This window comes from Halotalea alkalilenta DSM 17697 (assembly GCF_000621205.1).
Lineage (GTDB): Bacteria > Pseudomonadota > Gammaproteobacteria > Pseudomonadales > Halomonadaceae > Halotalea > Halotalea alkalilenta.
The window spans coordinates 278,711-300,806 of the sequence record NZ_KK211228.1 but is presented as its reverse complement, the minus strand read 5'-3'; the positions used below and the strand labels follow the sequence as shown (position 1 = coordinate 300,806).

The following is a 22,096-nucleotide window of genomic DNA, read 5'->3' as shown; positions in this document are numbered from 1 at the left end:
CGGTTCGAGTGGACGTTATGCGCTGAGACGGGCGAGCACCGCTCGCTTGGATCGCAACGGAGGCGAGATGGACGAGAAACCGGCTGAGGCGGTGAATCTGGCGCGAGGCGCTCCTCCAGCGCATGCGCAGGGCGGATTCACGCTGCTCGAGATGATGGCGGTGGTAGCGATCGTCGGGGTGCTGGCGGCGGTGGCGATTCCCCGCTACCAGCTCTATGTCGCACGTTCCCAGGTCTCCTCCGCGAACATGCTGCTGAGGGCCCAGCAGGTGGGCGTGGAGGACCTGCTGCTACGCGGCCAGGAGGTGGATCTGGCGGCGCTGGGCCATTCGGGCGATTCGGTCGCCCATGCCCATGGCAGCTGGAGCGTCGAGGCGGACGGTACGCTGCGCTATCGATTCGGTGAAGGCTCCTCACCGCTGCTCGCCGGTGAGGGGGTGGAGCAATGGTTGCAACTGCAGCCGGGTAGCGGTCTCGAGGGTTGGCGCTGCCTAGCGTCGGCTGCGCTGGAGCCGACGCTGCTGCCTCCCGGTTGCTCGCTTTCGAACGGCGCCTAGTACAGCGCACGCTCCTCCTCGATCACCTCCTTGAGCAGGGCGAGGAACAGTTTGTCGGCGGGGGAGTGCTGGGATTCCCGAGTTGGGATCTTGACGCTGGTGGTGGCGGAGATCTCCTCGGCGATCCGCTCCGCTGCGTCTTTTTCTCCGCTGTGGCGTCTTGCGATCTCCAGGGCGGTGGGCAGGATCGAGGGATCGTAGAGGAGCTTCTTGATGAAACCGCGCAGCTCCTTGATGATCCGGGCCTGCTGCATTTCGCTGGATGTCGTCATGGGGATGCTCCTGTGGCATGTCCGGCGGCGGCCAGGGCGTGAAATGAAGACGAAGCGCCGCGAGTAGGGAAAGGGTGCAATGGGGCGATTATGGTCGGTTTGGGCGGTCAAAACATCCTAGTCCGACGCACGCCAGCATCTGATCTCGCCCAGCCAGTCGAGATCGACGGCCAGCGACGCCAGATGGGCGACGTCCGGCGGTGGCGTCTCGCGGCACAGATAGAGCTCGATATCGATGCGCCGCTGTCCGTCGCCGGCCGATGTGCGATAGTGAAGCGCCATGTCCAGGCGGCGGGACCACGCCTCGATGCCCTGCCAGTGCGCGTCGAGCAGCCGCTCCACCTCGCCGCGAAGCGGCAGGGGCCTCGCTTGGCGCCTGAGGCGCTCATCGCCATCGTTCTCAGGGTCGATGTGAAAGGTGACGTCGCGCAGGGCAGCGAAACGCTGGCGCAGGTGGCGGGTGACGGTATTGCCGATCTCGTGGGCTTCGGAAACCGTGAGCCGCGGTGCTACCAGCAGGTGCACGTCCAGCGCCACATCGGCGCCGATGCGCCTGGCGCGAAGATCGTGAAGATCGCGCAGTTCCGGAATCTCCAGCGCGCAGCGGCGCAGGCGCTCGGTCTCCTCTTCCGGCAGGGCGGTGTCGATCAGTTCTCGGCTTGCACCGCGGAGCGTGTCGAAGCCGATCTTGCCGACCAGGATGGAGACCGCCATGGCGGCGAGTGGGTCGAGCCAGTAGAAGCCGAATTGGGCGCCGGCGAGCCCGACCAGCACGATCAGCGACGAAAGCGAGTCGCTGCGTGAGTGCCAGGCGCTCGCCTCCATCAGCGGTGAACGCTGGCGTCGAGCCACGCGCAGCGTCCAGTGGAACAGCGCCTCCTTGACCAGCATCGCTAGCAGGGTGACGCCGATCGCCCAGTGTCCGGCATTCAATGCCTCGACCGAGAAAAGGCGCAGCGCGCTTTCCCATGAGACTGCGCCGGCGACCACCAGCAGCACGATGCCGAGCCAGAGGCTCGCCATCGTCTCGATCCGGCCATGTCCATAGGGGTGGCCCCGGTCTGGCGCGCGCCGGCCGAAGTGGGTGGCAATCAGCACTATCAGGTCGGTGAGCAGGTCCGCAAGGGAGTGGATGCCGTCCGCGACCAGCGCGCTCGACAGGGTGAGCGTGCCGACGATGATCTTCAGCGCGGCCAGCACCGCATCGATGAGGACGGTGGTCAGGTTGACGCGCTGTGCCTCGCGACGTCGCGCTGATGCGGTGCTGCTCGAGGATTGAGAGGGCATGGGGATCGCTGATCGGCGGACTCGACTGGAATTCTGTGCGGATGGGGGGGTGAAGGCAAATGCCCCGGTGACCCGCTGGTCGAAGGCTCAGCGCTTTTCATCCGCGGGCGGATCGATCCTGTTCGAAAAGCACCGCCCCTTGTAGACTTCGCAGCATGCTCCGGTTCGTCGCAGCCGCGTTGTCGCTCGCGCCATGCGTGCGATACGGCGTCCCTATGGTGTCGCAGATGGTGTCGAAGGAAACGTTCCACCGTGATGTCCCCCTTTTCGTGGCTACGCAATCTCTCCAATCCGTTGACCCACCAGGCCGGATTCGGACCGGTGCTGCGTATCATCGCGGTACTGCTGCTGGTACTGGTGGTGATGATGGCATTGCCGCTGGCGGTGCTCGCCCTCGAGCGTGATCCAGACATTCGCGCCTTCGCCACCTCTATCCTGATCACTCTCGGTGTATCGGGGCTGCTGCTGGTGCTGACCCGGGACGCCGGTTTCGAGCTGCGCCCGAGGCAGATGTTCATCCTCACCGTGATGAGCTGGGTGGTGTTCGCCGGCTTCGCCAGCCTGCCGATGATGCTCGGCTCGCCTCAGCTGTCGATCGCCGACGCGGTGTTCGAGGCGGTTTCCGGGGTCACCAGCACCGGCGCCACGGTGATCGTCGATCTCGATACCACCTCGGATGGAATCAAGCTCTGGCGGGGGCTTTTGCAGTGGATCGGCGGGGTCGGGATCATCGTCATGGCGATCGCGATCCTGCCGTTTCTCAAGGTTGGCGGCATGCGCTTGTTCCAGACCGAATCCTCCGCCTGGACCGAGCATATCGTGCCGCGCGCCGGGGGCATGGCGAAGTCGATCTCGATGGTCTATCTGGGCCTGAGCGCGCTGGCGATGCTCTCGTACTGGCTGCTGGGGATGCGCCCGTTCGATGCCGTCGTCCACGGCATGACATCGGTATCGACGGGGGGCTTCGCCAACTACGACGAATCCTTCGGCGTCTACGCTTCGCGCCCGGCGATCCTCTGGGTGACGGTGCTCTTCATGCTCAGCGGCGCGTTGCCATTCGTGCTCTACGTGCGCTTCATCACCCAGCGTTCGATGGCGATCTGGCGCGACCAGCAGGTGCGTGGATTCTTCACCATCCTGCTGGTGGTGATCGCGATGATGACGCTGGAGCGGATGCTCCATCACCCCGGGCCTTTCTGGCCGGCCCTGACCGAGATCACCTTCAACGTCGTTTCGGTGATCACCACGACCGGGTATGCCACCTCGGACTACAACCACTGGGGCACCTTCGCGGTGAGCGTGTTCTTCTACCTGCTGTTCATCGGCGGCTGCTCGGGGTCGACCACCGGTGGGATGAAGGTGTTCCGCTTCCAGGTCGGGCTGGTGATGCTGGTCAACCAGCTGCGTCACCTGGTCCATGCCCAGGGCGTGTTCGTCCAACGCTACAACGGCAGGCCGTTGACCGACGACATCGTCCGTGCGGTGGTGGCGTTCTCCTCGTTTTTCTTCTTCACCGTATCGGCGCTGTCGGTAGCGCTTTCTTTCCTCGGCCTCGACATGGTGACCTCGCTCAGCGCCTCGGTCTCGATGCTCGGTAATACCGGGCCCGGCCTCGGGGAGCTGATCGGGCCCGCAGGCAACTACGCGGGGATGCCCGAGGCGGCGAAGTGGCTGCTCAGCTTCGCGATGCTGCTCGGGCGGCTCGAGATCCTCACCGTACTGGTGCTGCTCACGCCGGCCTTCTGGCGCAAGTGACTGGGTGCCGGGGATGGTAGGGGAAGGCGAAGGCCCTCGATGGCTCGAGGGCTAAGGGTCAGGCGTCGAGCAGCATGGGGGCGCGGCAGTTGATCACCGGGTTGGCATACTGGCGCAGCCACCAGGGGCGAAGCTCCTTGGGAACCTCGGCAAGGCGCGCCTCGAAACGGGCGCGATCCGCCGAGGTGACGTCGTCGAGTTCGAGCAGCTCGGGATGCTCGCCCAGCTTCTCGAGCGCCAGGAAGTGCGAGGGATAGAGCCGGTAGCCCTCGAGCACTTGGCGATCTATCTCCTCGGTCAGTGCTTCGACGCTGTCGAAGTCACCGCCGTTGAGCGCGGTGCCGAAACGCAGGTTGACCCGCCCCTTGTCGCCGACGATGCCGGCGGCGATCGAGCGCATGTCCTCGAAGGCCAGCTTCTGGTAGCTGCCGTCGCTTTCGGTGGCGGCCAGCTCGCGGGCCTTCTGCACGTCGCAGGGATCGTACTCGTAGCTGATCGAGACCGGCACGACGTGCAGCCCGGCGATGATCTGCGCCAGCGGTGCGTCGCGATTCTCGGCGCGCTTGGCCATGCACAGCATCTTGATGATCGCCGGGTCGGTCCGGTCGATACCGTTCTTGGCGCGGCCCTGACGCTGGGCCATCCACACCGAGTGGTTGTCGATCTCGATCGAGTGTTGGATGTACTCGGAGAGCAGCTGGAACGCCTTGATCATCTCGCGTTTGCCGGTGGACGAACGTGGCACGATGAAGCTCTTGTTGAGCCGCATCAGATCGGAGACATAGGGCTTTTCGAGCAGGTTGTCGCCGATCGCTATCCGCACCGTGTTGCGGTTGTGCAGATAGAGGGCGAAGTTGACGAAGGCCGGGTCGAGCGAGATGTCACGATGGTTGCCGATGAACAGATAGGCCTGATTGCCGTCCAGCGCTTCGAGGCCATGGATCTCCAGGCCATCCACGGTGCGCTCGATCATGTGCTCCATGTAGTCGGCGATGTGGCGCTGGAACTCGGTGATCGAGTGGATGCCGCGCATGCGCCGACGCAGGCCGTAGCCGATCAGCGCACGGGTCAGCCAAGGAGCGACGGCGTCCAGGCGTGGGAGCCTGAAGCGAGCGATCGCGGCTTGGAATTCATCGTCGTGGGAGAGCCGGCTGAGAACGCTCGCCACCTCATCGTCTTGGTAGGGGCGCAGCGCCGAAAAACGGTCGGTGACCGTATCCGCGGGCGTGACGGGTGTCATTGATCGGAAATCACGGTGATTGATATGTTCATTTGGATGCATCAAGCCTCGACGGCCTCGTCCTGATGCCAGGGCGCGGGCCCGGTTTCCACCTCGCCCCCGAGCCACTCGATCAGCCGCTCGGAGAGCGCCGCCAGGGTGCTGGCCATCAGCGCGAACTCGGTCTCCAGACGTTCCACCGGATCATCGTTTCGTACCTCGTCATCGGCTTGGTCGAGCAGCTGATCGTCGAACTTCAGGCTTTTCAGCGCAAGGTCGTCCTGCAGCGTGAACGAGAGCTGGCCCTCCAGGCTCAGCGCCAGGCGGCTGACCTGACGCCCGGCCGCCAGCGCGGTCTGGATCTCTTCACCGTCGAGGTCGATGGCCCGCGCGCGCAGCACGCCATCGTCATCGCCGCGCAGCTCGACGGCATCGCCCAGAAGCAAATCCTGAGGCCTGCTCGCCGGCTCTCGCAGCCAGTCGGTGAGGGTCTTCGCCGGCGGTCGCTTGACCGACAGCGGGGTGACCTTGAGCGAGCCCAGCGCTTGACGCAGCAGGTCGATCATCTCTTCGCCACGCTTGCGGCTGGCGCAGTCGATCCCGATCAACGAGCGCCGGGTGTCCCACCATAGATCGATGTGCCCGCTGCGGGTGAAGGCCCGGGGCAGCAGCTCCTCGACCACCTTTTCCTTCAGCGCCTGCTTCTCTCGCCTGGGTGGTGCGAAGCCGTTGGCGGCCTCGAACGCTTCGCAGCGCTCCTCGAGCTCCTCGGCGACCACCGCGTTGGGCAGCAGGCGCTCCTGGCGGCGCAGCCTCAGCAGGCGGTGTCCTTCCAGCTCGTGGACCAGACGTTCGCCTCCGCGCCCAGCGGGAGCGCCGAAACCGACGCGCTTGGCCTCGAAGCGGCCGACCGGGCGGAAAGCCAGGACCGCCAGGGCGTCTTCGAGGGCCTGCTGGCTCAGCGATGCCTGATCATGCACTCGGTAAAGATGTAAATGCTTGAACCACATGGGGTGTCCATCCTTTTGATCCGGCCATTATGTCGAAACCCGCCTGGTGGTGCTAGGGCGGCGGGGTAATTGGCCATCGCCGCCGGGTGCGCTCCCGCCTTGGTCGCAGAGGCCCGGTATGCGGCCCGGTGGGGAGCGCCGGGGAGCCGCGCAGCGGCGTCCGGCGAGGCGGGCGGCGTGGCACGATTGTGGTACACTCGACGGATTCCGAAGACACCTCGTTGCCGTGGGCACGAGAGTCCCGCGCGGGCTGCGTTCGCCTGCCAGCGAGGTCGCTTCGGGCGCTCGTAAAAGTCAAATCAGGATTCAACGACCCATGGGTGAGATCGCCAGAGAGATTCTGCCAGTCAACATCGAGGACGAGCTCAAGCAGTCGTATCTCGATTACGCGATGAGCGTCATCATCGGTCGTGCTCTTCCCGATGTGCGTGATGGTCTCAAACCGGTGCATCGGCGCGTGCTCTATGCCATGCACGAGCTCAAGAACGACTGGAACCGCCCCTATCTCAAGTCGGCCCGCGTGGTCGGCGACGTGATCGGTAAGTATCACCCGCACGGCGACAGTGCGGTCTACGATACCATCGTGCGCCTCGCTCAGAGCTTCTCGATGCGCTATCTGCTGGTCGACGGCCAGGGCAACTTCGGCTCGATCGACGGCGACAGCGCGGCGGCGATGCGTTACACCGAAGTGCGTATGTCCCGGCTCGCCCACGAGCTGCTGGCGGACCTGGACAAGGACACCGTCGATTGGGTCGATAACTACGATGGCTCCCAGCGTATTCCCGACGTGCTGCCGACCCGGGTGCCGAACCTGCTGGTCAACGGCGCCACCGGCATCGCGGTGGGTATGGCGACCAACGTGCCGCCGCACAACATGGGCGAGGTCATCGACGCCTGCCTCGCATTGATCGACGATCGCCACCTGTCGATCGATGATCTGATGGAGTTCATTCCCGGCCCCGATTTCCCCACCGCGGGGATCATCAACGGTCGTGCCGGTATCCTCGACGCCTATCGTACCGGGCGCGGGCGGATCTACGTGCGCGCGCGCCACACCGTCGAGCACGACGAGAAGACCGGGCGCGATCACATCATCGTCACCGAACTGCCCTACCAGGTGAACAAGGCGCGGCTGATCGAGAAGATCGCCGAGCTGGTCAAGGAGAAGCGGGTCGAGGGGATCGCCGAGCTGCGCGACGAGTCCGACAAGGACGGTCTGCGGGTGGTGATCGAGACCAAGCGCGGGGAATCCGGCGACGTAGTGGTCAACAACCTTTTCTCGCTGACCCAGCTGGAGAGCGTGTTCGGGATCAACATCGTCGCGCTCGACAACGGCCAGCCGCGTACGCTCAACCTCAAGCAGGTGCTCGAAGCCTTCCTGCGCCACCGGCGCGAGGTGGTGACCCGGCGCACCCTGTATGAACTCAACAAGGCCAAGGAGCGCGGACACGTGCTCGAGGGCCTGACCGTCGCGATCTCCAACATCGACCAGGTGATCGAGCTGATCCGCGCCTCGAGCTCCGCGCAGGAGGCCCGCGAACGCCTGGTGGCGCGCAGCTGGCCACCCGGCCAGGTGCTCGGCATGCTCGAACGCGCCGGCAGCGTCAGCTGCCAGCCGGAAGGGCTCGACGACTCGTTCGGTCTCTCCAAGGATCGCAGCGAGTACCGTCTCACCGAGACCCAGGCCCAGGCGATCCTCGATCTGCGCCTGCATCGACTGACCGGTCTCGAGACCGAGAAGCTGCTCGAGGAGTACAAGTCGGTACTGGAGAAGATCGCCGAGCTGACGCGTATCCTCGCTTCGCCCGACCGGCTGATGGAGGTGATTCGCGAGGAGCTGACGGCGGTTCGCGAACAGTACGGCGATGCCCGGCGCACCGAGATCCAGGTCAGCCGGCGCGACCTGACCATCGAGGACCTGATCAACCAGGAAGACATGGTGGTCACCATCTCGCGCTCCGGCTACGCCAAGACCCAGCCGCTCTCCGACTACCAGGCGCAGAAGCGCGGCGGAAGGGGCAAGTCGGCGACGGCGATGAAGGACGAGGACGTGATCGAGCACCTGCTGGTCGCCTCGACCCACGATACCGTGCTGCTCTTCTCCGACCGCGGCAAGGTCTATTGGCTCAAGGTCTACGAGGTGCCCCAGGCGAGCCGCGGGTCGCGTGGCCGGCCGCTGGTCAACCTGCTTTCCCTCGACGAAGGGGAGTGGATCACTGCGATCCTGCCGGTGCGCGAGTATCGTGCCGACAGCTACATCTTCTTCGCCACCGCCAACGGCACGGTCAAGCGCACTTCGCTCGACCAGTTCTCGCGGCCCCGCTCCGCCGGCCTGATCGCGCTGGATCTCGACGAAGGCGATCGCCTGGTCGGTGCTGCGATCACCACCGGGCACGATCACGCGATGCTGTTTTCCTCCAATGGCAAGGCGATCCGCTTCGATGAGAACGACGTCCGCGCGATGGGCCGGACCGCACGCGGGGTGCGCGGCATGCGCCTGCTCGATGGCGCCAAGGTGATCAGCCTGATCATCCCCAGCACCACCGAGATCGACGAGTCCGCCGATAGCGATCTCGACACCGGCGAACCCGCGGACGGCAACGGTGCGGATCAGGTCTACATCCTCACCGCCTCCGAGAACGGCTTCGGCAAGCGTACCCGGCTCGAGGAGTTCCCGCTGCGTGGGCGCGGCGGCCAGGGCGTGATCGCGATGCAGACCAGCGAGCGCAACGGTGCTCTGGTCGCGGCGATCCAGGTCGGCGAGAACGACGAGATGATGCTGATCACCGATCGTGGCACCCTGGTGCGCACTCGCGTGGTGGAGATATCGCGCAGCTCCCGTAACACCCAAGGGGTTACCCTGATCCGCACCGCCGAAAACGAAAGCCTGGTCGCCACCGTGCGCCTCGACGACGAGACCGACGTCGATGCCGAGGATGCCGATGTCGACGAGGATGCACCGGAGAGCGGGGCGACTCCCGGTGACGAGCCCAACGCCTGACATCAGCGAAGATCATGAGCCGACATTTCAACTTCTGTTCCGGTCCCGCCACGCTGCCGCTCGAGGTGCTCGAGCGGGCGCGCGAGGAGCTCATCGATTACCAGGGGCGCGGCCTCTCGGTGATGGAGATGAGCCATCGCGGGGATGATTTCATCGAGATCGCAGCGCGTGCCGAGCGCAACCTGCGCGAGCTGCTCTCGATCCCCGAGGGCTATCGCGTACTGTTCGTGCAGGGCGGTGCGTCGACCCAGTTCTCCTGCGTGCCGCTCAACCTGCTCGGCGGCGGCGGCACCGGCAACTACCTCGACAGCGGCGTATGGGCGAAGAAGGCGCTGGCGGAGGCGCGGCACCTGGGTGGCGCCCACGTGGCCGCGAGCACTGCCGGCCTGGGCTATCGTCGTGCGCCCGCCCAGGACGAGATCGTGCTCTCCCCGGACGCGGCCTTCCTGCACTACACCGACAACGAGACCATCGGCGGCGTGGCCTACGACTACGTGCCGGAGGCCGGCGGCGTGCCGCTGGTCTGCGACATGTCCTCGTCGATCCTTGGCCATGAGATCGATGTCTCGCGTTTTGGTGTGATCTACGCCGGCGCGCAGAAGAACATCGGCCCAGCCGGGCTTACCGTGGTGATCGTACGCGACGACCTGCTCGATCGCGCGCGGCCCGAGACTCCGCAGATGCTCAGCTATCGGCAGGCCGCGGACCATGGCTCGATGCTCAATACGCCGCCGACCTATGCCTGGTATCTGTGCGGCCTGGTGTTCGAATGGTTGAAGGCTCGTGGCGGCGTCGCCGCGATCGCCGAGGTCAACCGGCGCAAGGCGGCCAGGCTCTATGCGGCGATCGACCAGAGCGAGTTCTACTCCAATCCGATCGACGCGGGCAGCCGCTCGGTGATGAACGTTCCTTTCCGGCTTCGTGACGAATCGCTCGACCAGCGCTTCCTCGCCGATGCCGAAGCGGCCGGGTTGCTCTATCTCCAGGGGCACCGCAGCGTCGGTGGGATGCGAGCGAGTATCTACAATGCCATGCCCGAAGAGGGTGTTGAGGCGCTGATCGAGTTCATGGACGGCTTCGCCCGTCGCCACGGGTGACCGCACGGCGGGGCGAAAACGCCGCGCCGTGTTCGAAGGCTATCGCACATACGGACCAAACCATGACAGAAGAGCGTTGTGCCCCTGGCGTTTCTCCGCACGATCTCGGCCGAGACATCGAGCAACTGGAGAGTCTCGACGAGCTGCGACAGCGTATCGACCAGATCGATACCGAGCTGCTAGGTTTGATCAGCGCTCGGGCGCGCTGCGCCCAGCAGGTCGCGCGGGTCAAGCTCAGCGATGATGCCGATGCCGTGTTCTACCGCCCCGAGCGCGAGGCGCAGGTGCTGCGTCGGATCATGGCGCTCAACCCCGGCCCGTTGGCCGACGAGGAGATGGCGCGGCTGTTTCGCGAGGTGATGTCCGCCTGCCTCGCCCTGGAGCGCCCGGTCCAGGTCGCCTACCTGGGGCCGGAGGGCACCTTCACCCAGCAGGCCGCGCTCAAGCACTTCGGCGATTCGGCCAGCACCCAGCCGATGCCTTCGATCGACGACGTATTCCGTGAGGTGGAGGCGGGGGCGGTCAACTACGGGGTGGTGCCGGTGGAGAACTCCACCGAGGGGGTGGTCAACCACACCCTGGATACGTTCATCGGTTCCTCGCTCAAGATATGTGGCGAGGTGGTGCTACGGATCCACCATCACCTGATGGTCGGCCAGAACACTCAGCGCGCGAAGATTTCGCGGATCTACTCCCACCCCCAGTCGCTGGCCCAGTGCCGGAAATGGCTCGATGCCCACTACCCGATGGCCGAGCGGGTCGCGGTCTCCTCCAACGCAGAGGCGGCGCGGCTGGTCAAGACCGAGTGGCACAGCGCGGCGATCGCCGGCGATATGGCGGCCCGCCGCTATGGGCTTGAGATCGTCGCCGAGAAGATCGAGGACCGGCCGGACAACTCGACTCGCTTTTTGATCATCTCCACCGATGACGTGCCGCCGTGCGGCAACGACAAGACCTCGCTGGTAGTGGCGATGCGCAACCAGCCCGGCGCGCTGCATGCGCTGATCGAGCCGTTCCAGCGCCATGGGATCGACATGACCCGGCTGGAGACCCGCCCTTCGCGTACCGGGGTGTGGAACTACGTGTTCTTCATCGACCTCAAGGGGCATCGTGAGGATCCCGTCGTCGCCGCGGCCCTCGAGGAAGTACAGCTGCGCGCTGCCGAACTCAAGGTGCTCGGCTCCTATCCGGTGGGCGTACTCTGAGATGAGCTCGAAGGTACAGTCGCCGCGCTGCACCGCGGTGGTCGGGCTGGGGATGATCGGTGGCTCGATCGCCGCGGGCCTCAAGCAGGCGGGATGGGGCGGCGAGCTGCTCGGCTGCGATCTCGATCCCAGCGAGCTTGCGCAAGGAATGGCGCTGGGGGTGATCGATCGCCAGGCGACTCTCGAGACCGTCGCGCGGGAGGCCGATCTGATCGTGCTCGCGGTGCCGGTATTGTCGATCCACCGGGTGCTCGAACGACTCGCGCCGCTGCTGGCGAAGCGCCAGTTTCCCCCTGTGGTGACGGATGTCGGCAGCGTCAAGTGCCGGGTGCGCGAGGCGGTGGTATCGGTATGCGGGAGCATGCCGGGCTGGCTGGTGCTCGGTCACCCGATCGCCGGTGCCGAGCGCAGCGGCGTGGCCGCGGCCAATCCCGAGCTCTACCGCCAGCACCGAATCATTCTCACTCCCGAGGCGGATACCTCTCCCGATGCGCTGGCGCTGGTGCGCACGATGTGGCAAAAGCTCGGTGGCGAACTGCTCGAGATGAGCGTCGAACGCCACGACGAAGTGCTCGCTCGGACCAGCCATCTGCCGCATCTGCTCGCCTTCTCGCTGGTCGATACCCTGGCGCTGCAGGACGAGCGGCTCGAGATATTCCGCTACGCGGCCGGCGGCTTTCGCGATTTCACCCGTATCGCGGGTTCCGATCCGGTGATGTGGCGCGACATCTTCATCGGCAATCGTGACGCGGTGCTGCATGCGCTCGACGAGTTCGAGGCGGGCGTGGCGCGATTGCGCCACGCGGTCGAGGCCGGCGACGGTGAGCGGATGCTGGGCGTCTTTACTCGCGCGAACCATGCGCGGCACTATTTCCAGACTTTGTTGAATCAGTCGAGTTACCAAGCGAGCTATCACCACATGGAACAACGCAACGTGCGCTATCGCGCTGCCGCCGGCGGTCGTGTCGAAGGCCGTATTCGAGTCCCGGGCGACAAGTCGATGTCGCATCGCTCGATCATGCTCGGCGCCCTCGCCGAGGGCGAAACCAGCGTCGAGGGCTTCCTCGAAGGCGAGGACAGTCTCGCGACGCTGCAGGCATTTCGCGACATGGGCGTGGTGATCGAGGGGCCCGAGCAGGGACGGGTGCGGATCCACGGCGTCGGCCTGCATGGCCTGCGCAAGCCGGCCGGGCCGCTCTACCTGGGCAATTCGGGCACCGGCATGCGGCTCTTCTCCGGCCTGCTGGCCGGCCAGGCCTTCGATACCGAACTCACGGGCGACGCTTCGCTGAGCAAGCGCCCGATGAATCGCGTCGCCGATCCGCTGCGGCTGATGGGGGCGGTGATCGAGACCGGCGATGGCGGCCGTCCACCGCTCAGGATCAAAGGCGGCCAGCGGCTGCACGGCATCGACTACGACATGCCGATGGCCAGCGCCCAGGTGAAGTCCTGCCTGCTGCTCGCCGGCATGTATGCCGAAGGCGAGACGCGGGTGCGCGAGCCGGCGCCTACCCGGGATCACACCGAGCGGATGCTCAGCGGTTTCGGCTACCCGGTTTCCCGCGAAGGCGCGGTGGCCTCGATCCGCGGAGGCGGACGCCTGAGCGGTGGAAAGATCGACGTCCCCGCTGATATCTCGTCCGCCGCGTTCTTCCTCGTGGCGGCCTCGATCACCCCGGGCGCCGACCTGGTGCTCGAGCACGTCGGCATCAATCCCACCCGGATCGGGGTGATCAACATCCTGCGCGAGATGGGTGCCGACATCACGCTGCTCGACGAGCGCGAAGTGGGCGGCGAACCGGTCGCCGATATCCATGTGCGCCACGCCGAGCTGCACGGCATCGATATTCCGCAGGACCAGGTGCCGCTGGCGATCGACGAATTCCCCGTGCTGTTCGTCGCCGCCGCCAACGCGCAGGGCACCACCCGGCTGCGGGGCGCGGAGGAGCTGCGGGTCAAGGAGTCCGACCGGATCCAGGCGATGGCCGACGGCCTCACCGCTCTTGGAGTGGTCAACCGCGTGCTGGAGGATGGTATCGACGTGGTCGGCGGCCCCTACGGTGGCGGCAGCGTCGACAGCCTCGGCGATCACCGCATCGCGATGGCGTTCACCGTGGCCGCGCTGCGTGCCGCTGGCGACATCGTGATCGACGACTGCGCCAACGTGGCGACCTCGTTCCCGAACTTCGAGGCGTTGGCCAAGCAGGTCGGCATGCGCCTCCAGGTCGAGGTCGAGCGGGTATGAGCGATGCGCCGGTGATCACCATCGATGGGCCGGGCGGCGCGGGCAAAGGCACCGTCTCTGCGTTGATCAGCGAGGCGCTGGGCTGGCAGCTGCTCGACTCCGGCGCGCTCTATCGCTTGACCGCGCTGGCGGCGAATCGCCAAGGCGTGGCGCTGGATGATGAGCCTGCGGTGGCGGCACTCGCCGAATCGCTGCCGGTGGCGTTCATCGCCGCCGAGGGGGGGGCGCGTATCGAGCTCGACGGGGTCGACGTGAGCCAGACGATCCGCAACGAGCAGGTCGGTGCCGACGCCTCGGTGATCGCCGCGCTGCCCAGCGTGCGCACCGCGCTGCTGGCGAGGCAGCGGGCATTTCGCCGGGCGCCGGGGCTGGTCGCCGATGGGCGCGACATGGGCACGGTGGTGTTCCCCGATGCGCCGCTGAAGATTTTTCTGACCGCGTCGGCCGACGAGCGGGCCCGTCGCCGGCATGATCAGTTGCGGGAAAATGGCACTTCTGCTACGCTTCAGAGCCTTTTGGAAGAGATCAGGGTTCGGGACGAACGTGATCGGAATCGCGCCGTTTCTCCGCTCAAGCCGGCGGCGGATGCGATAACCATCGACAGCACCGAACTCGAGATTCCAGAAGTAGTCGCCCGCATCAGGGCGCTGCTCGCCGAACGGGGGCTTTGAGCCACTGAGTCGGGTTGGAAAGCCCTTCTGGGATGCCCCATCAAGACGTCATGGGGTGACGATACCGAAATCGCAGTCTGAAAGGTGCGTCACTTCTAACCAGCGCTAACGTCCATGGGGAGCGTCACACTGGCCCACACTCGCTGGTGGTGTGGAGATCGCGGCGATTTTGCCGCCTTAACGTTGATCACGTAGGAATAACATGAGCGAAAGCTTTGCCGAGCTGTTTGAACAGTCTCTCAACGACATCAACATGGAGCCGGGCGCCATCGTTCTGGCTTCGATCGTCGACATCGATGGTGACTGGATCACCGTCAATGCCGGCCTGAAGTCCGAAGGCCAGATTCCGGCCGCTCAGTTCAAGGACGAGAACGGCCAGCTGACCGTCAAGGTCGGTGATGAAGTTCGCGTCGCGCTGGAAGCCGTCGAGGACGGTTTCGGCGAAACCCGCCTGTCGCGCGAGAAGGCCAAACGCGCCGAAGCTTGGAAAGAGCTCGAAGCGGCCTTCGAAGACGACCAGATCGTCAAGGGCGTGATCAACGGCAAGGTCAAAGGTGGCTTCACCGTCGACGTCAACTCGATCCGTGCGTTCCTGCCGGGTTCGCTGGTCGACGTGCGTCCGGTCCGCGACACCACCCATCTCGAGAACAAAGAACTCGATTTCAAGGTGATCAAGCTCGACGCCAAGCGCAACAACGTCGTCGTCTCGCGCCGTGCCGTGCTCGAAGCCGAGAACAGCGCCGAGCGTGAAGCTCTGCTCGCCACCCTGCAGGAAGGCCAGCAGATCAAGGGTATCGTCAAGAACCTCACCGACTACGGCGCTTTCGTCGACCTCGGTGGCGTCGATGGCCTCTTGCACATCACCGACATGGCGTGGAAGCGGATCAAGCATCCGTCCGAAATCGTCGCCGTCGGCGACGAGATCAACGTCAAGGTGCTGAAGTTCGACCGCGAGCGCAACCGCGTCTCCCTCGGTCTCAAGCAGCTGGGCGAAGATCCGTGGGTCAACATCAAGGCCCGCTACCCGGAAAACACCAAGGTGCGCGCCCGGGTCACCAACCTCACCGACTACGGCTGCTTCGCCGAGCTGGAAGAGGGCGTCGAGGGTCTGGTCCACGTGTCCGAAATGGACTGGACCAACAAGAACATCCATCCGTCGAAAGTCGTCCAGGTTGGCGATGAAGTTGACGTCATGGTGCTCGATATCGACGAAGATCGTCGTCGCATCTCGCTTGGCATCAAGCAGTGCACCTCGAATCCGTGGGAAGACTTCAGCTCGCGCTTCAACAAGGGCGACCGGGTTTCCGGCACGATCAAGTCGATCACCGATTTCGGTATCTTCATTGGCCTGAACGGCGGCATCGACGGTCTGGTCCACCTCTCCGACATCTCCTGGTCGGAAGCGGGCGAAGAAGCCGTTCGTCGCTACCGCAAGGGTGACGAGGCCGAGGCGGTCATCCTGTCGATCGATCCCGAGCGCGAGCGCATCTCGCTGGGTATCAAGCAGCTCGAAAGCGATCCGGTCTCCGAATACCTTGCCGTCAACGACAAGGGTGCGCTGGTCAACGGCCGCGTCACCGAAGTCGACGCCAAGGAAGTGCTGGTCGAGCTGGCGACCGATGTCATCGCGGTCCTCAAGGCTTCCGAGATCTCCGATGAGCGCATCGAGGATGCACGTACCGTGATGAACGTTGGCGACAGCGTCGAAGCGCGTATCGTCGGTGTCGATCGCAAGAACCGCATGATCAACCTGTCGGTTCGTGCGAAAGACCAGGCGGATACTCGCCGCGCGATGAGCAAGCTGCGTGACGAAGAGACCGAGACTGCGGGTCCGACCACCATCGGCGACCTGATCAAGCAGAAGCTCGGCCAGGACTGATCGCTGATCGGTCAATGATCGTCCGGCCGTATCTGGCCGGATGATCGAAACGAAACGGTGCCCCGTGCGATTTCGCCGGGGCACCGTTTTTTCATGTCACCAGGGTCGCGATCCTGGCGAGACAGGCCCGGTAACGTTTCCCGGTGCGCCGGATCATCTTCCCGCCAGTGCCTTGATCATCCCGGTGAGCATCGATAGCTCGCGTTTGCTGGGTTCGCTGCGACGGATGATCGCGCTCAGCTTCTCTTCCGTCTTGGCGTGGGGCTGATTGAGAAATCCACTCGGTCGGAGCAGCTCCACCAGCAGCTCGTCGAAGTACTCGAGCTGGGCACGGCTTGGCCGCGGCTCTCCTCCCTGCAATTCCCCCATGCGCGCCGACGGTGTGGCATTGGCGCTGCGACGCCAGGCATTGCGCAGCTCATAGCAGGAAATCTGCACCGCCTGGGCGAGGTTGAGAATCCCGTAGCTGGGGTCGGTAGGCAGCCGCAGCTGGTGGGTACAGTGATCCAGCTCCTCATTGGTGAGGCCGAATCGCTCTCTGCCGAAGACCAGCGCTACCGGGCCATGCAGTGCCGCATGTATTGCCGCCTGGCCCATCTGGTCTCCCTCCTCGAAGCAAGGCAATGCCCGCTCCCTCAGGCGCGCGCTGGCGCCGATCACCATCGTGCAGTCGCTCACCGCTGCCCGAAGCGAATCATGGACCTGGGCCCGATTGAGCAGTTCGCTGGCTCCGGCCGCCATCCGGCTCGCTTCTTCGGCGGGAAAATCGCGGGGATTGATCAGGTGCAACGCCGTTATGCCCATGGTACGCATCGCCCGAGCGGCGGCACCGATGTTGCCGGGATGGTAGGTCTGCACCAGCACGACACGGATATTGGCGAGCAGATGATCGTTGGCGGTAATCGGCATGAGGGGTATGGAGTCCGGGGGTAGGGCGAGGTGCCATTATATCGATGGCAACGGCAGGGGAGTATCGAACCCGCTCCTTGCCTCTTTCGCCGCGAGCCTGCGTCCGGCGCCATCGCGCCGGACGCGGTCATCGATGCCGGATCAGTGGGGGTTGGCGGCATCGATGAAATCGGACAGGTCGCGATCGAAGCGGTCGGCTTCCTCGATGAACGGTGCGTGTCCCGACTGCGCATAGCGCGTGCTGCGGATTCGCGGGTTCAGGGCCGTGGCGCGGGCGATGGAGCGCTCTGCGTCCACTAGGGAATCGCGTGCGCCATAGAGCAGCAGCAGTGGCTTATGGATCGAGCCCAGGCCTTCGGCGGAGGCGATCGTCATCGAAAGCACCGCACTTTGCATCTGCGGCGATGCCAGGGCCGCATTGGCGAGCAGGCGCTGGAAGGTGATCGGATCGGGCTGAGTCTCGAAACACAGGGTGAGGAAGGTGCGCTCTGCATCGAGGTGAGTCTTCAAATCGGGCGACGTCAGATCGCGGTACACGTCGGGGTGGGGCGCGCTCAGCTCCGGGCTTAGTTCGATCACGCCGCCGACATAGACGGCACCGGCGATGCGCTCGTCGCCGTAGGCGGCCAGGTAGTTCGTGATCACGGCGGCGCCTAGCGACCATCCCACCAGTACGGGATCACGCGCATCCGACGCTGCGATCACCGCCGCTAGGTCGTCCGCCCAGCGGCGCCCGTCGGTATAGGCATCGGTATTCTCCGGCTTGCCGGATAGACCATGGCCGCGCAGGTCATAGGTGATCAGCCGGTAGCGTTGGAGCTCCGGGCTGGTCATCTGCGCGTCCCAGCTCAGATGGCTGCCGAGCAGTCCGTGGACGAAGACCACCGCGGGGCCGTGGGGATCGCCCGATTCCTGGACGGCGAGCGTGACCCCATCCGGCGCGGTCACGGTGTAGTGCTTGGTGTTCGCCAGCGCGACGGCCGATATGGCCATCATCAAGGTCACCATCACTATTTGGAAACCACGAGCAAGCTTTGGGTGAAGCATGATGAGAAGGCTCCTGGAAGTGCAGATGGAGACAGTTTCAACCCTCACGCCGGTGTGAGGGTCAAGCGCCGGGTGCTACGCTTATGCCCCATGAACCAGATCACTTCCAAGCACCCCATGTCGATCGGCATGCTCGCCCGCGAAACCGGGGCGAGCGTGCGCTCGCTTCGCCACTATGACGAGCACGGCCTGCTCTCTTCCGGTCGTGCCGGTAACGGCTACCGCACATTCCCGGCCACAGCGATCGTGCGGGTCAGGCAGATTCAGCGGCTGATCGCGGCCGGCTTCAGCCTGACCGAGATTCGCGGGTTTCCCGACTGCATGCTCATGATCGAAGGCGCGGCGGCCTGCCCCGAAACCTCCGAGGTCCAGCGCAAGCGATTGGCTTCGGTGGAACGGCAGATCGCCGATCTCGAACGTCGCCGCGTGCGCCTGCGCAGGATGCTCGTCGAAGGGGCTGCCCCGCCATTGGATTAGTGCACCAGGCGCTCTCCACCCCGGGACGCTATCAGCTAAATCCCGCCGGGCTTCTCCGGGGAACTGGCACCGACTCGAGCCGTGGCTGGGCGCATAAAAAAGCCTCGCGCGGGGGCGCGAGGCTTTCGTTGGCCGGCCGTTGGATCGGCCGGGGAGGGCGTGGATTACATCATGCCGCCCATGCCACCCATGCCGCCCATGTCAGGCGCGGACGGGGCTTTCTCTTCCGGATCCTCGGCGATCATCGCCTCGGTGGTGATCATCAGGCCACCGACGGAACCTGCGGACTGCAGCGCGGTACGGGTCACCTTGGCCGGGTCGAGAACGCCCATTTCAGCCAGGTCGCCGTATTCGCCGGTCGCTGCGTTGTAGCCGAAGTTGCCTTCGCCTTCCTTGACGCGGTTGACGACCACGGATGCTTCTTCACCGGCGTTGGTGACGATCTGACGCAGCGGTGCTTCGAAGGCGCGCAGCGCCAGCTGGATACCGTGGGTCTGATCTTCGTTGTCGCCTTTGAGGTCCTTGAGCTTGGTCAGCGCGCGGATCAGCGCGGTGCCACCGCCAGGAACCACACCTTCTTCTACCGCAGCGCGAGTGGAGTGAAGCGCGTCTTCGACGCGAGCCTTCTTCTCCTTCATCTCCACTTCGGTAGCCGCGCCAACGCGGATGACCGCGACGCCGCCGGCCAGTTTGGCGACGCGCTCCTGGAGCTTCTCACGATCGTAGTCGGAGGAGGTCTCTTCGATCTGGGCACGGATCTGGCCGACACGTGCTTCGATGTCCGCTTCGGCGCCAGCACCATCGATGATGGTGGTGTTTTCCTTGGACATGGTCACCCGGCGTGCGTTACCCAGGTGCTCGACGGTCGCCTGTTCGAGGGTCAGGCCGACTTCCTCGGAGATCACGGTGCCGCCGGTCAGGATCGCGATGTCCTGCAGCATGGCCTTGCGGCGATCACCGAAGCCCGGTGCCTTGGCAGCAGCGACCTTGACGATGCCGCGCATGTTGTTGACCACCAGGGTGGCCAGCGCTTCGCCTTCGATGTCTTCGGCGATGATCATCAGCGGCTTGCCGGCTTTGGCGACTGCCTCGAGGACCGGCAGCAACTCGCGGATGTTGGAGATCTTCTTGTCGACCAGCAGGATGTAGGGGTCTTCGAGCTCGACCGCCATGGTTTCCTGGTTGGTGACGAAGTAGGGCGACAGGTAACCGCGATCGAACTGCATGCCTTCGACGACTTCGAGCTCGTCTTCGAAGCCACGGCCTTCGTCAACGGTGATGACGCCTTCCTTGCCGACCTTTTCCATCGCGTCAGCGATGATCTGGCCGATGGTGGAGTCGCCATTGGCGGAGATGGTGCCGACCTGGGCGATGGCCTTGGAGTCCTTGCACGGGACGGAGAGCTTCTTGACTTCCTCGACGGCGGCGATGATCGCCTTGTCGATGCCGCGCTTGAGGTCCATCGGGTTCATGCCGGCGATGACGCCTTTCAGGCCTTCGTTGACGATGGCCTGGGCCAGCACGGTAGCGGTGGTGGTGCCGTCGCCGGCGACGTCGGAGGTCTTGGAAGCGACTTCCTTGACCATCTGCGCGCCCATGTTCTCGAACTTGTCTTTGAGCTCGATTTCCTTCGCGACGGAAACACCGTCCTTGGTCACGGTCGGCGCGCCGAACGATTTCTCGAGAACAACGTTACGTCCTTTCGGCCCGAGGGTGGTCTTGACCGCGTCGGCCAGAACATTGACACCGCGTGCCATCCGCTTGCGAGCGTCATCACCGAACTTGATCTGCTTAGCTGCCATGTCTCTGTCTACCTCAATTAATTCAGTAGGCGAATAATGATGAAGGTGTCATTTGTCGCCGCTAAGGCGACCGGGTGTTCGAGATGGCCGATCAGGCCTCGAGCACGCCAAGAATGTCGGACTCGCTCATGATCAGGACTTCTTCACCGTCGATCTTCTGTTTCTCGACCCCGAAACCTTCCTTGAAGATCACTTTGTCACCGACCTTGACGTCGAGCGGGCGAACCTCGCCGTTTTCGAGGATACGACCCTTGCCGACGGCCAGGATTTCACCGCGGGTCGGCTTTTCTTGCGCGTTGCCCGGCAGCACGATGCCGCCAGCGGTCTTCTGTTCTTCTTCCAGGCGACGAACGACGACGCGCTCATGCAAGGGACGAATTTTCATTGCTCAAGTTCTCCTGAAGTTACCTGTCACTCGAATGTCGGACGCCTCGCCATCACTGGCTCGGCGGGGCTTGGCCGGTATCCCGGACCAAAACTCAAACGATCTCGTCTCGATGTCGGGCTATTAATGTGGTCGCGGTTTTGCATTTCAAGGGGCGCTCGGCAAATTTTTCGGCCCGGAGCACACCCTGGCGAAAGTCAATCGCGATGCTTGTGCTCGATGTACTCTCCTTCGATGGTCTGGCCTTGGTTGGATCGATCGCTTTGGGCTGCACGCTCGTCGCGGAAGGGCGCTTCACCGTGGAAGGTGTCTCCGCCGGTGCGGTCCCGTCGCGGGTGATAGGGCTCCACCGGTGGGTTGCCGCGCAAGCGCCGGAGCAGCAGCGGCACCAGGCAGCAGAGCCCGACCAGGTCGCTGAGTGGACCCGGCAGCAGCAGCATGAAGCCGGCGATGACCAGGGTGCTGCCACGGATCAATTCTGAAGGGTTGGCCCGTCCTTGAAGCAGGCTGAGCTGAGCGTTGCGCAATGCCTGCATGCCTTCACGGCGAATCAGTTGGATGCCGAGTACCGCCGTGCCGATGATCAGCAGCAACGTGGCGAGCACTCCGATCTGGCCACCAAGCAGGATCAGTGCGATCAGGTCGGCGAGGAAGTAAAGCGCGATGAAGATGAAAATCGGCATGGAGCGGTCCAAGGAGGTAAAGGAATGACCTTACTAGTGGGCGCTCCTTGGCCGGATTTCAATGGTGCTGGGTGATCCAGATCTGAAGCGGCGCGGCGGGCCGCGCCGCGATGGCTCAGAAGCTCAGGTGCTCTTCGAGGATACTGACGGTCGCCGCACCGATGCCCTCCGTGCGAGTCAGGTCCATGGCATCGAGGAAGGGGCCATTCGCTTCTCGCTCGGCGACGATCGCCTGTGCCTTGGCCGGGCCGATGCCTGGCAGGTGCACTAGCTGTTCGACGGTGGCGGTGTTGACATCGATCGGTGCTGGCTCGAGCGCTGCGGCGGGTTGGGCCAGCGTCAGCAGTACGGCGAGCAGGGGGGACAGAAGATAGGTGCTCATGGTCGGTCTCCGAAAGCGGAAATGTCGGTTGGAGGGAAACGCCCTCGATGAGAGCTATCGACCCGGCTCGTCGGTTTTTGACCCTGGACGAAAGGATGCCTCATCCGGATGAGTGGCGATCGCTTTCCAACTCGCGAAGCGAAGGGTATAAACGACGCCGACGAGCGTTGTGGATTCCCGCGAGGAACACGGACGCCGGGACGCCCTCCGTCTC

General features: G+C 64.5%; 19 protein-coding genes. 9 read left to right on the top strand and 10 right to left on the bottom strand.

Features of this window, described 5'->3' with window-relative positions; translation table 11 throughout:
• Positions 1 to 67: 67 nt before the first annotated feature.
• Positions 68 to 556, top strand: a complete 489-nt coding sequence (locus tag Q376_RS25545) for a pilin (protein WP_052365310.1) — start codon at positions 68 to 70, stop codon at positions 554 to 556.
• Here Q376_RS25545 and Q376_RS0114205 read toward each other — a convergent pair.
• Both Q376_RS0114205 and Q376_RS0114200 read right to left on the bottom strand, forming a co-directional pair.
• Positions 553 to 828, bottom strand: a complete 276-nt coding sequence (locus Q376_RS0114205) for a hypothetical protein (protein ID WP_027350862.1) — start codon at positions 826 to 828, stop codon at positions 553 to 555. The two genes, Q376_RS25545 and Q376_RS0114205, sit on opposite strands and share 4 nt — an antisense overlap.
• 117 nt (positions 829 to 945) lie before the next feature.
• Positions 946 to 2,115 (bottom strand): cation diffusion facilitator family transporter, encoded by a 1,170-nt coding sequence (locus Q376_RS0114200; RefSeq protein WP_027350861.1) that lies wholly within the window; start codon positions 2,113 to 2,115, stop codon positions 946 to 948.
• Positions 2,116 to 2,370: 255 nt separating this feature from the next.
• Between Q376_RS0114200 and Q376_RS0114195 the strand changes: the two genes are divergently transcribed.
• Positions 2,371 to 3,870 carry a TrkH family potassium uptake protein gene (locus Q376_RS0114195; protein WP_027350860.1) on the top strand — a complete coding sequence of 500 codons (1,500 nt, stop codon included), beginning with the start codon at positions 2,371 to 2,373 and terminating at the stop codon, positions 3,868 to 3,870.
• Positions 3,871 to 3,928: 58 nt separating this feature from the next.
• On the opposite strand, the gene Q376_RS0114190 is transcribed toward Q376_RS0114195, so the two are convergent.
• Both Q376_RS0114190 and Q376_RS0114185 read right to left on the bottom strand, forming a co-directional pair.
• Positions 3,929 to 5,110, bottom strand: coding sequence for a 1-acyl-sn-glycerol-3-phosphate acyltransferase (locus Q376_RS0114190; RefSeq protein ID WP_027350859.1), 1,182 nt, complete (start codon positions 5,108 to 5,110; stop codon positions 3,929 to 3,931).
• Positions 5,111 to 5,151: 41 nt separating this feature from the next.
• Positions 5,152 to 6,099 (bottom strand): recombination-associated protein RdgC, encoded by a 948-nt coding sequence (locus tag Q376_RS0114185; RefSeq protein WP_027350858.1) that lies wholly within the window; start codon positions 6,097 to 6,099, stop codon positions 5,152 to 5,154.
• Between the two features lie 316 nt (positions 6,100 to 6,415).
• Here Q376_RS0114185 and gyrA point away from each other — a divergent pair, with 316 nt between their 5' ends.
• The 6 genes from gyrA to rpsA all read left to right on the top strand — a co-directional run bounded on the left by gyrA (position 6,416) and on the right by rpsA (position 16,197).
• Positions 6,416 to 9,100: a DNA gyrase subunit A gene (gyrA, locus tag Q376_RS0114180; protein WP_027350857.1), complete on the top strand. Its 2,685-nt coding sequence runs from the start codon at positions 6,416 to 6,418 to the stop codon at positions 9,098 to 9,100.
• Between the two features lie 14 nt (positions 9,101 to 9,114).
• Positions 9,115 to 10,197, top strand: a complete 1,083-nt coding sequence (serC, locus tag Q376_RS0114175; RefSeq protein WP_027350856.1) for a 3-phosphoserine/phosphohydroxythreonine transaminase — start codon at positions 9,115 to 9,117, stop codon at positions 10,195 to 10,197.
• 62 nt (positions 10,198 to 10,259) lie between these two features.
• Positions 10,260 to 11,402 carry a prephenate dehydratase gene (gene pheA / locus Q376_RS0114170; RefSeq protein WP_081803573.1) on the top strand — a complete coding sequence of 381 codons (1,143 nt, stop codon included), beginning with the start codon at positions 10,260 to 10,262 and terminating at the stop codon, positions 11,400 to 11,402.
• Between the two features lies 1 nt (position 11,403).
• Positions 11,404 to 13,647 (top strand): bifunctional prephenate dehydrogenase/3-phosphoshikimate 1-carboxyvinyltransferase, encoded by a 2,244-nt coding sequence (locus Q376_RS0114165; protein ID WP_027350854.1) that lies wholly within the window; start codon positions 11,404 to 11,406, stop codon positions 13,645 to 13,647.
• Positions 13,644 to 14,318 (top strand): (d)CMP kinase, encoded by a 675-nt coding sequence (gene cmk / locus Q376_RS0114160; RefSeq protein WP_027350853.1) that lies wholly within the window; start codon positions 13,644 to 13,646, stop codon positions 14,316 to 14,318. The genes Q376_RS0114165 and cmk overlap by 4 nt, the downstream gene beginning before the upstream one ends.
• Positions 14,319 to 14,520: 202 nt before the next feature.
• Positions 14,521 to 16,197: a 30S ribosomal protein S1 gene (rpsA, locus tag Q376_RS0114155; protein ID WP_027350852.1), complete on the top strand. Its 1,677-nt coding sequence runs from the start codon at positions 14,521 to 14,523 to the stop codon at positions 16,195 to 16,197.
• Between the two features lie 153 nt (positions 16,198 to 16,350).
• Here the strand turns inward: rpsA and Q376_RS0114150 are convergent, their stop codons facing one another.
• Together Q376_RS0114150 and Q376_RS0114145 are read right to left on the bottom strand one after the other, a co-directional pair.
• On the bottom strand, positions 16,351 to 17,106 hold the full coding sequence (locus Q376_RS0114150; protein WP_245598958.1) for an RNA methyltransferase: 756 nt from the start codon (positions 17,104 to 17,106) through the stop codon (positions 16,351 to 16,353).
• A 141-nt stretch (positions 17,107 to 17,247) separates the two neighbouring features.
• The gene (locus tag Q376_RS0114145) at positions 17,248 to 18,102 is read right to left on the bottom strand and encodes an alpha/beta fold hydrolase (protein ID WP_211266679.1); all 855 of its coding nucleotides are present in this window, start codon (positions 18,100 to 18,102) and stop codon (positions 17,248 to 17,250) included.
• A 168-nt stretch (positions 18,103 to 18,270) separates the two neighbouring features.
• On the opposite strand from Q376_RS0114145, the gene Q376_RS0114140 reads away from it, so the two are divergent.
• Positions 18,271 to 18,630 (top strand): MerR family transcriptional regulator, encoded by a 360-nt coding sequence (locus Q376_RS0114140; protein ID WP_245598957.1) that lies wholly within the window; start codon positions 18,271 to 18,273, stop codon positions 18,628 to 18,630.
• Positions 18,631 to 18,794: 164 nt separating this feature from the next.
• Here the strand turns inward: Q376_RS0114140 and groL are convergent, their stop codons facing one another.
• From groL to Q376_RS0114120, 4 genes are all read right to left on the bottom strand, one after another.
• Entirely contained in the window at positions 18,795 to 20,432 is a 1,638-nt protein-coding gene (groL, locus tag Q376_RS0114135; RefSeq protein WP_027350848.1) for a chaperonin GroEL, read from the bottom strand.
• Positions 20,433 to 20,523: 91 nt separating this feature from the next.
• Entirely contained in the window at positions 20,524 to 20,817 is a 294-nt protein-coding gene (locus tag Q376_RS0114130) for a co-chaperone GroES (RefSeq protein WP_027350847.1), read from the bottom strand.
• 197 nt (positions 20,818 to 21,014) lie between these two features.
• Positions 21,015 to 21,500, bottom strand: coding sequence for an FxsA family protein (locus Q376_RS22800; RefSeq protein ID WP_052365307.1), 486 nt, complete (start codon positions 21,498 to 21,500; stop codon positions 21,015 to 21,017).
• A gap of 115 nt (positions 21,501 to 21,615) precedes the next feature.
• Positions 21,616 to 21,882, bottom strand: a complete 267-nt coding sequence (locus Q376_RS0114120) for a ComEA family DNA-binding protein (protein ID WP_027350846.1) — start codon at positions 21,880 to 21,882, stop codon at positions 21,616 to 21,618.
• Positions 21,883 to 22,096: the final 214 nt, after the last annotated feature.

Excerpts from the sequence above, each read along its gene's own strand:
- Q376_RS25545 (WP_052365310.1), top strand. The coding sequence starts at position 68 with ATGGACGAGAAACCGGCTGAGGCGGTGAATCTGGCGCGAGGCGCTCCT.
- Q376_RS0114205 (WP_027350862.1), bottom strand. The coding sequence starts at position 828 with ATGACGACATCCAGCGAAATGCAGCAGGCCCGGATCATCAAGGAGCTG.
- Q376_RS0114200 (WP_027350861.1), bottom strand. The coding sequence starts at position 2,115 with ATGCCCTCTCAATCCTCGAGCAGCACCGCATCAGCGCGACGTCGCGAG.
- Q376_RS0114195 (WP_027350860.1), top strand. The coding sequence starts at position 2,371 with ATGTCCCCCTTTTCGTGGCTACGCAATCTCTCCAATCCGTTGACCCAC.
- Q376_RS0114190 (WP_027350859.1), bottom strand. The coding sequence starts at position 5,110 with ATGACACCCGTCACGCCCGCGGATACGGTCACCGACCGTTTTTCGGCG.
- Q376_RS0114185 (WP_027350858.1), bottom strand. The coding sequence starts at position 6,099 with ATGTGGTTCAAGCATTTACATCTTTACCGAGTGCATGATCAGGCATCG.
- gyrA (WP_027350857.1), top strand. The coding sequence starts at position 6,416 with ATGGGTGAGATCGCCAGAGAGATTCTGCCAGTCAACATCGAGGACGAG.
- serC (WP_027350856.1), top strand. The coding sequence starts at position 9,115 with ATGAGCCGACATTTCAACTTCTGTTCCGGTCCCGCCACGCTGCCGCTC.
- pheA (WP_081803573.1), top strand. The coding sequence starts at position 10,260 with ATGACAGAAGAGCGTTGTGCCCCTGGCGTTTCTCCGCACGATCTCGGC.
- Q376_RS0114165 (WP_027350854.1), top strand. The coding sequence starts at position 11,404 with ATGAGCTCGAAGGTACAGTCGCCGCGCTGCACCGCGGTGGTCGGGCTG.
- cmk (WP_027350853.1), top strand. The coding sequence starts at position 13,644 with ATGAGCGATGCGCCGGTGATCACCATCGATGGGCCGGGCGGCGCGGGC.
- rpsA (WP_027350852.1), top strand. The coding sequence starts at position 14,521 with ATGAGCGAAAGCTTTGCCGAGCTGTTTGAACAGTCTCTCAACGACATC.
- Q376_RS0114150 (WP_245598958.1), bottom strand. The coding sequence starts at position 17,106 with ATGCCGATTACCGCCAACGATCATCTGCTCGCCAATATCCGTGTCGTG.
- Q376_RS0114145 (WP_211266679.1), bottom strand. The coding sequence starts at position 18,102 with ATGATGGCCATATCGGCCGTCGCGCTGGCGAACACCAAGCACTACACC.
- Q376_RS0114140 (WP_245598957.1), top strand. The coding sequence starts at position 18,271 with ATGTCGATCGGCATGCTCGCCCGCGAAACCGGGGCGAGCGTGCGCTCG.
- groL (WP_027350848.1), bottom strand. The coding sequence starts at position 20,432 with ATGGCAGCTAAGCAGATCAAGTTCGGTGATGACGCTCGCAAGCGGATG.
- Q376_RS0114130 (WP_027350847.1), bottom strand. The coding sequence starts at position 20,817 with ATGAAAATTCGTCCCTTGCATGAGCGCGTCGTCGTTCGTCGCCTGGAA.
- Q376_RS22800 (WP_052365307.1), bottom strand. The coding sequence starts at position 21,500 with ATGCCGATTTTCATCTTCATCGCGCTTTACTTCCTCGCCGACCTGATC.
- Q376_RS0114120 (WP_027350846.1), bottom strand. The coding sequence starts at position 21,882 with ATGAGCACCTATCTTCTGTCCCCCCTGCTCGCCGTACTGCTGACGCTG.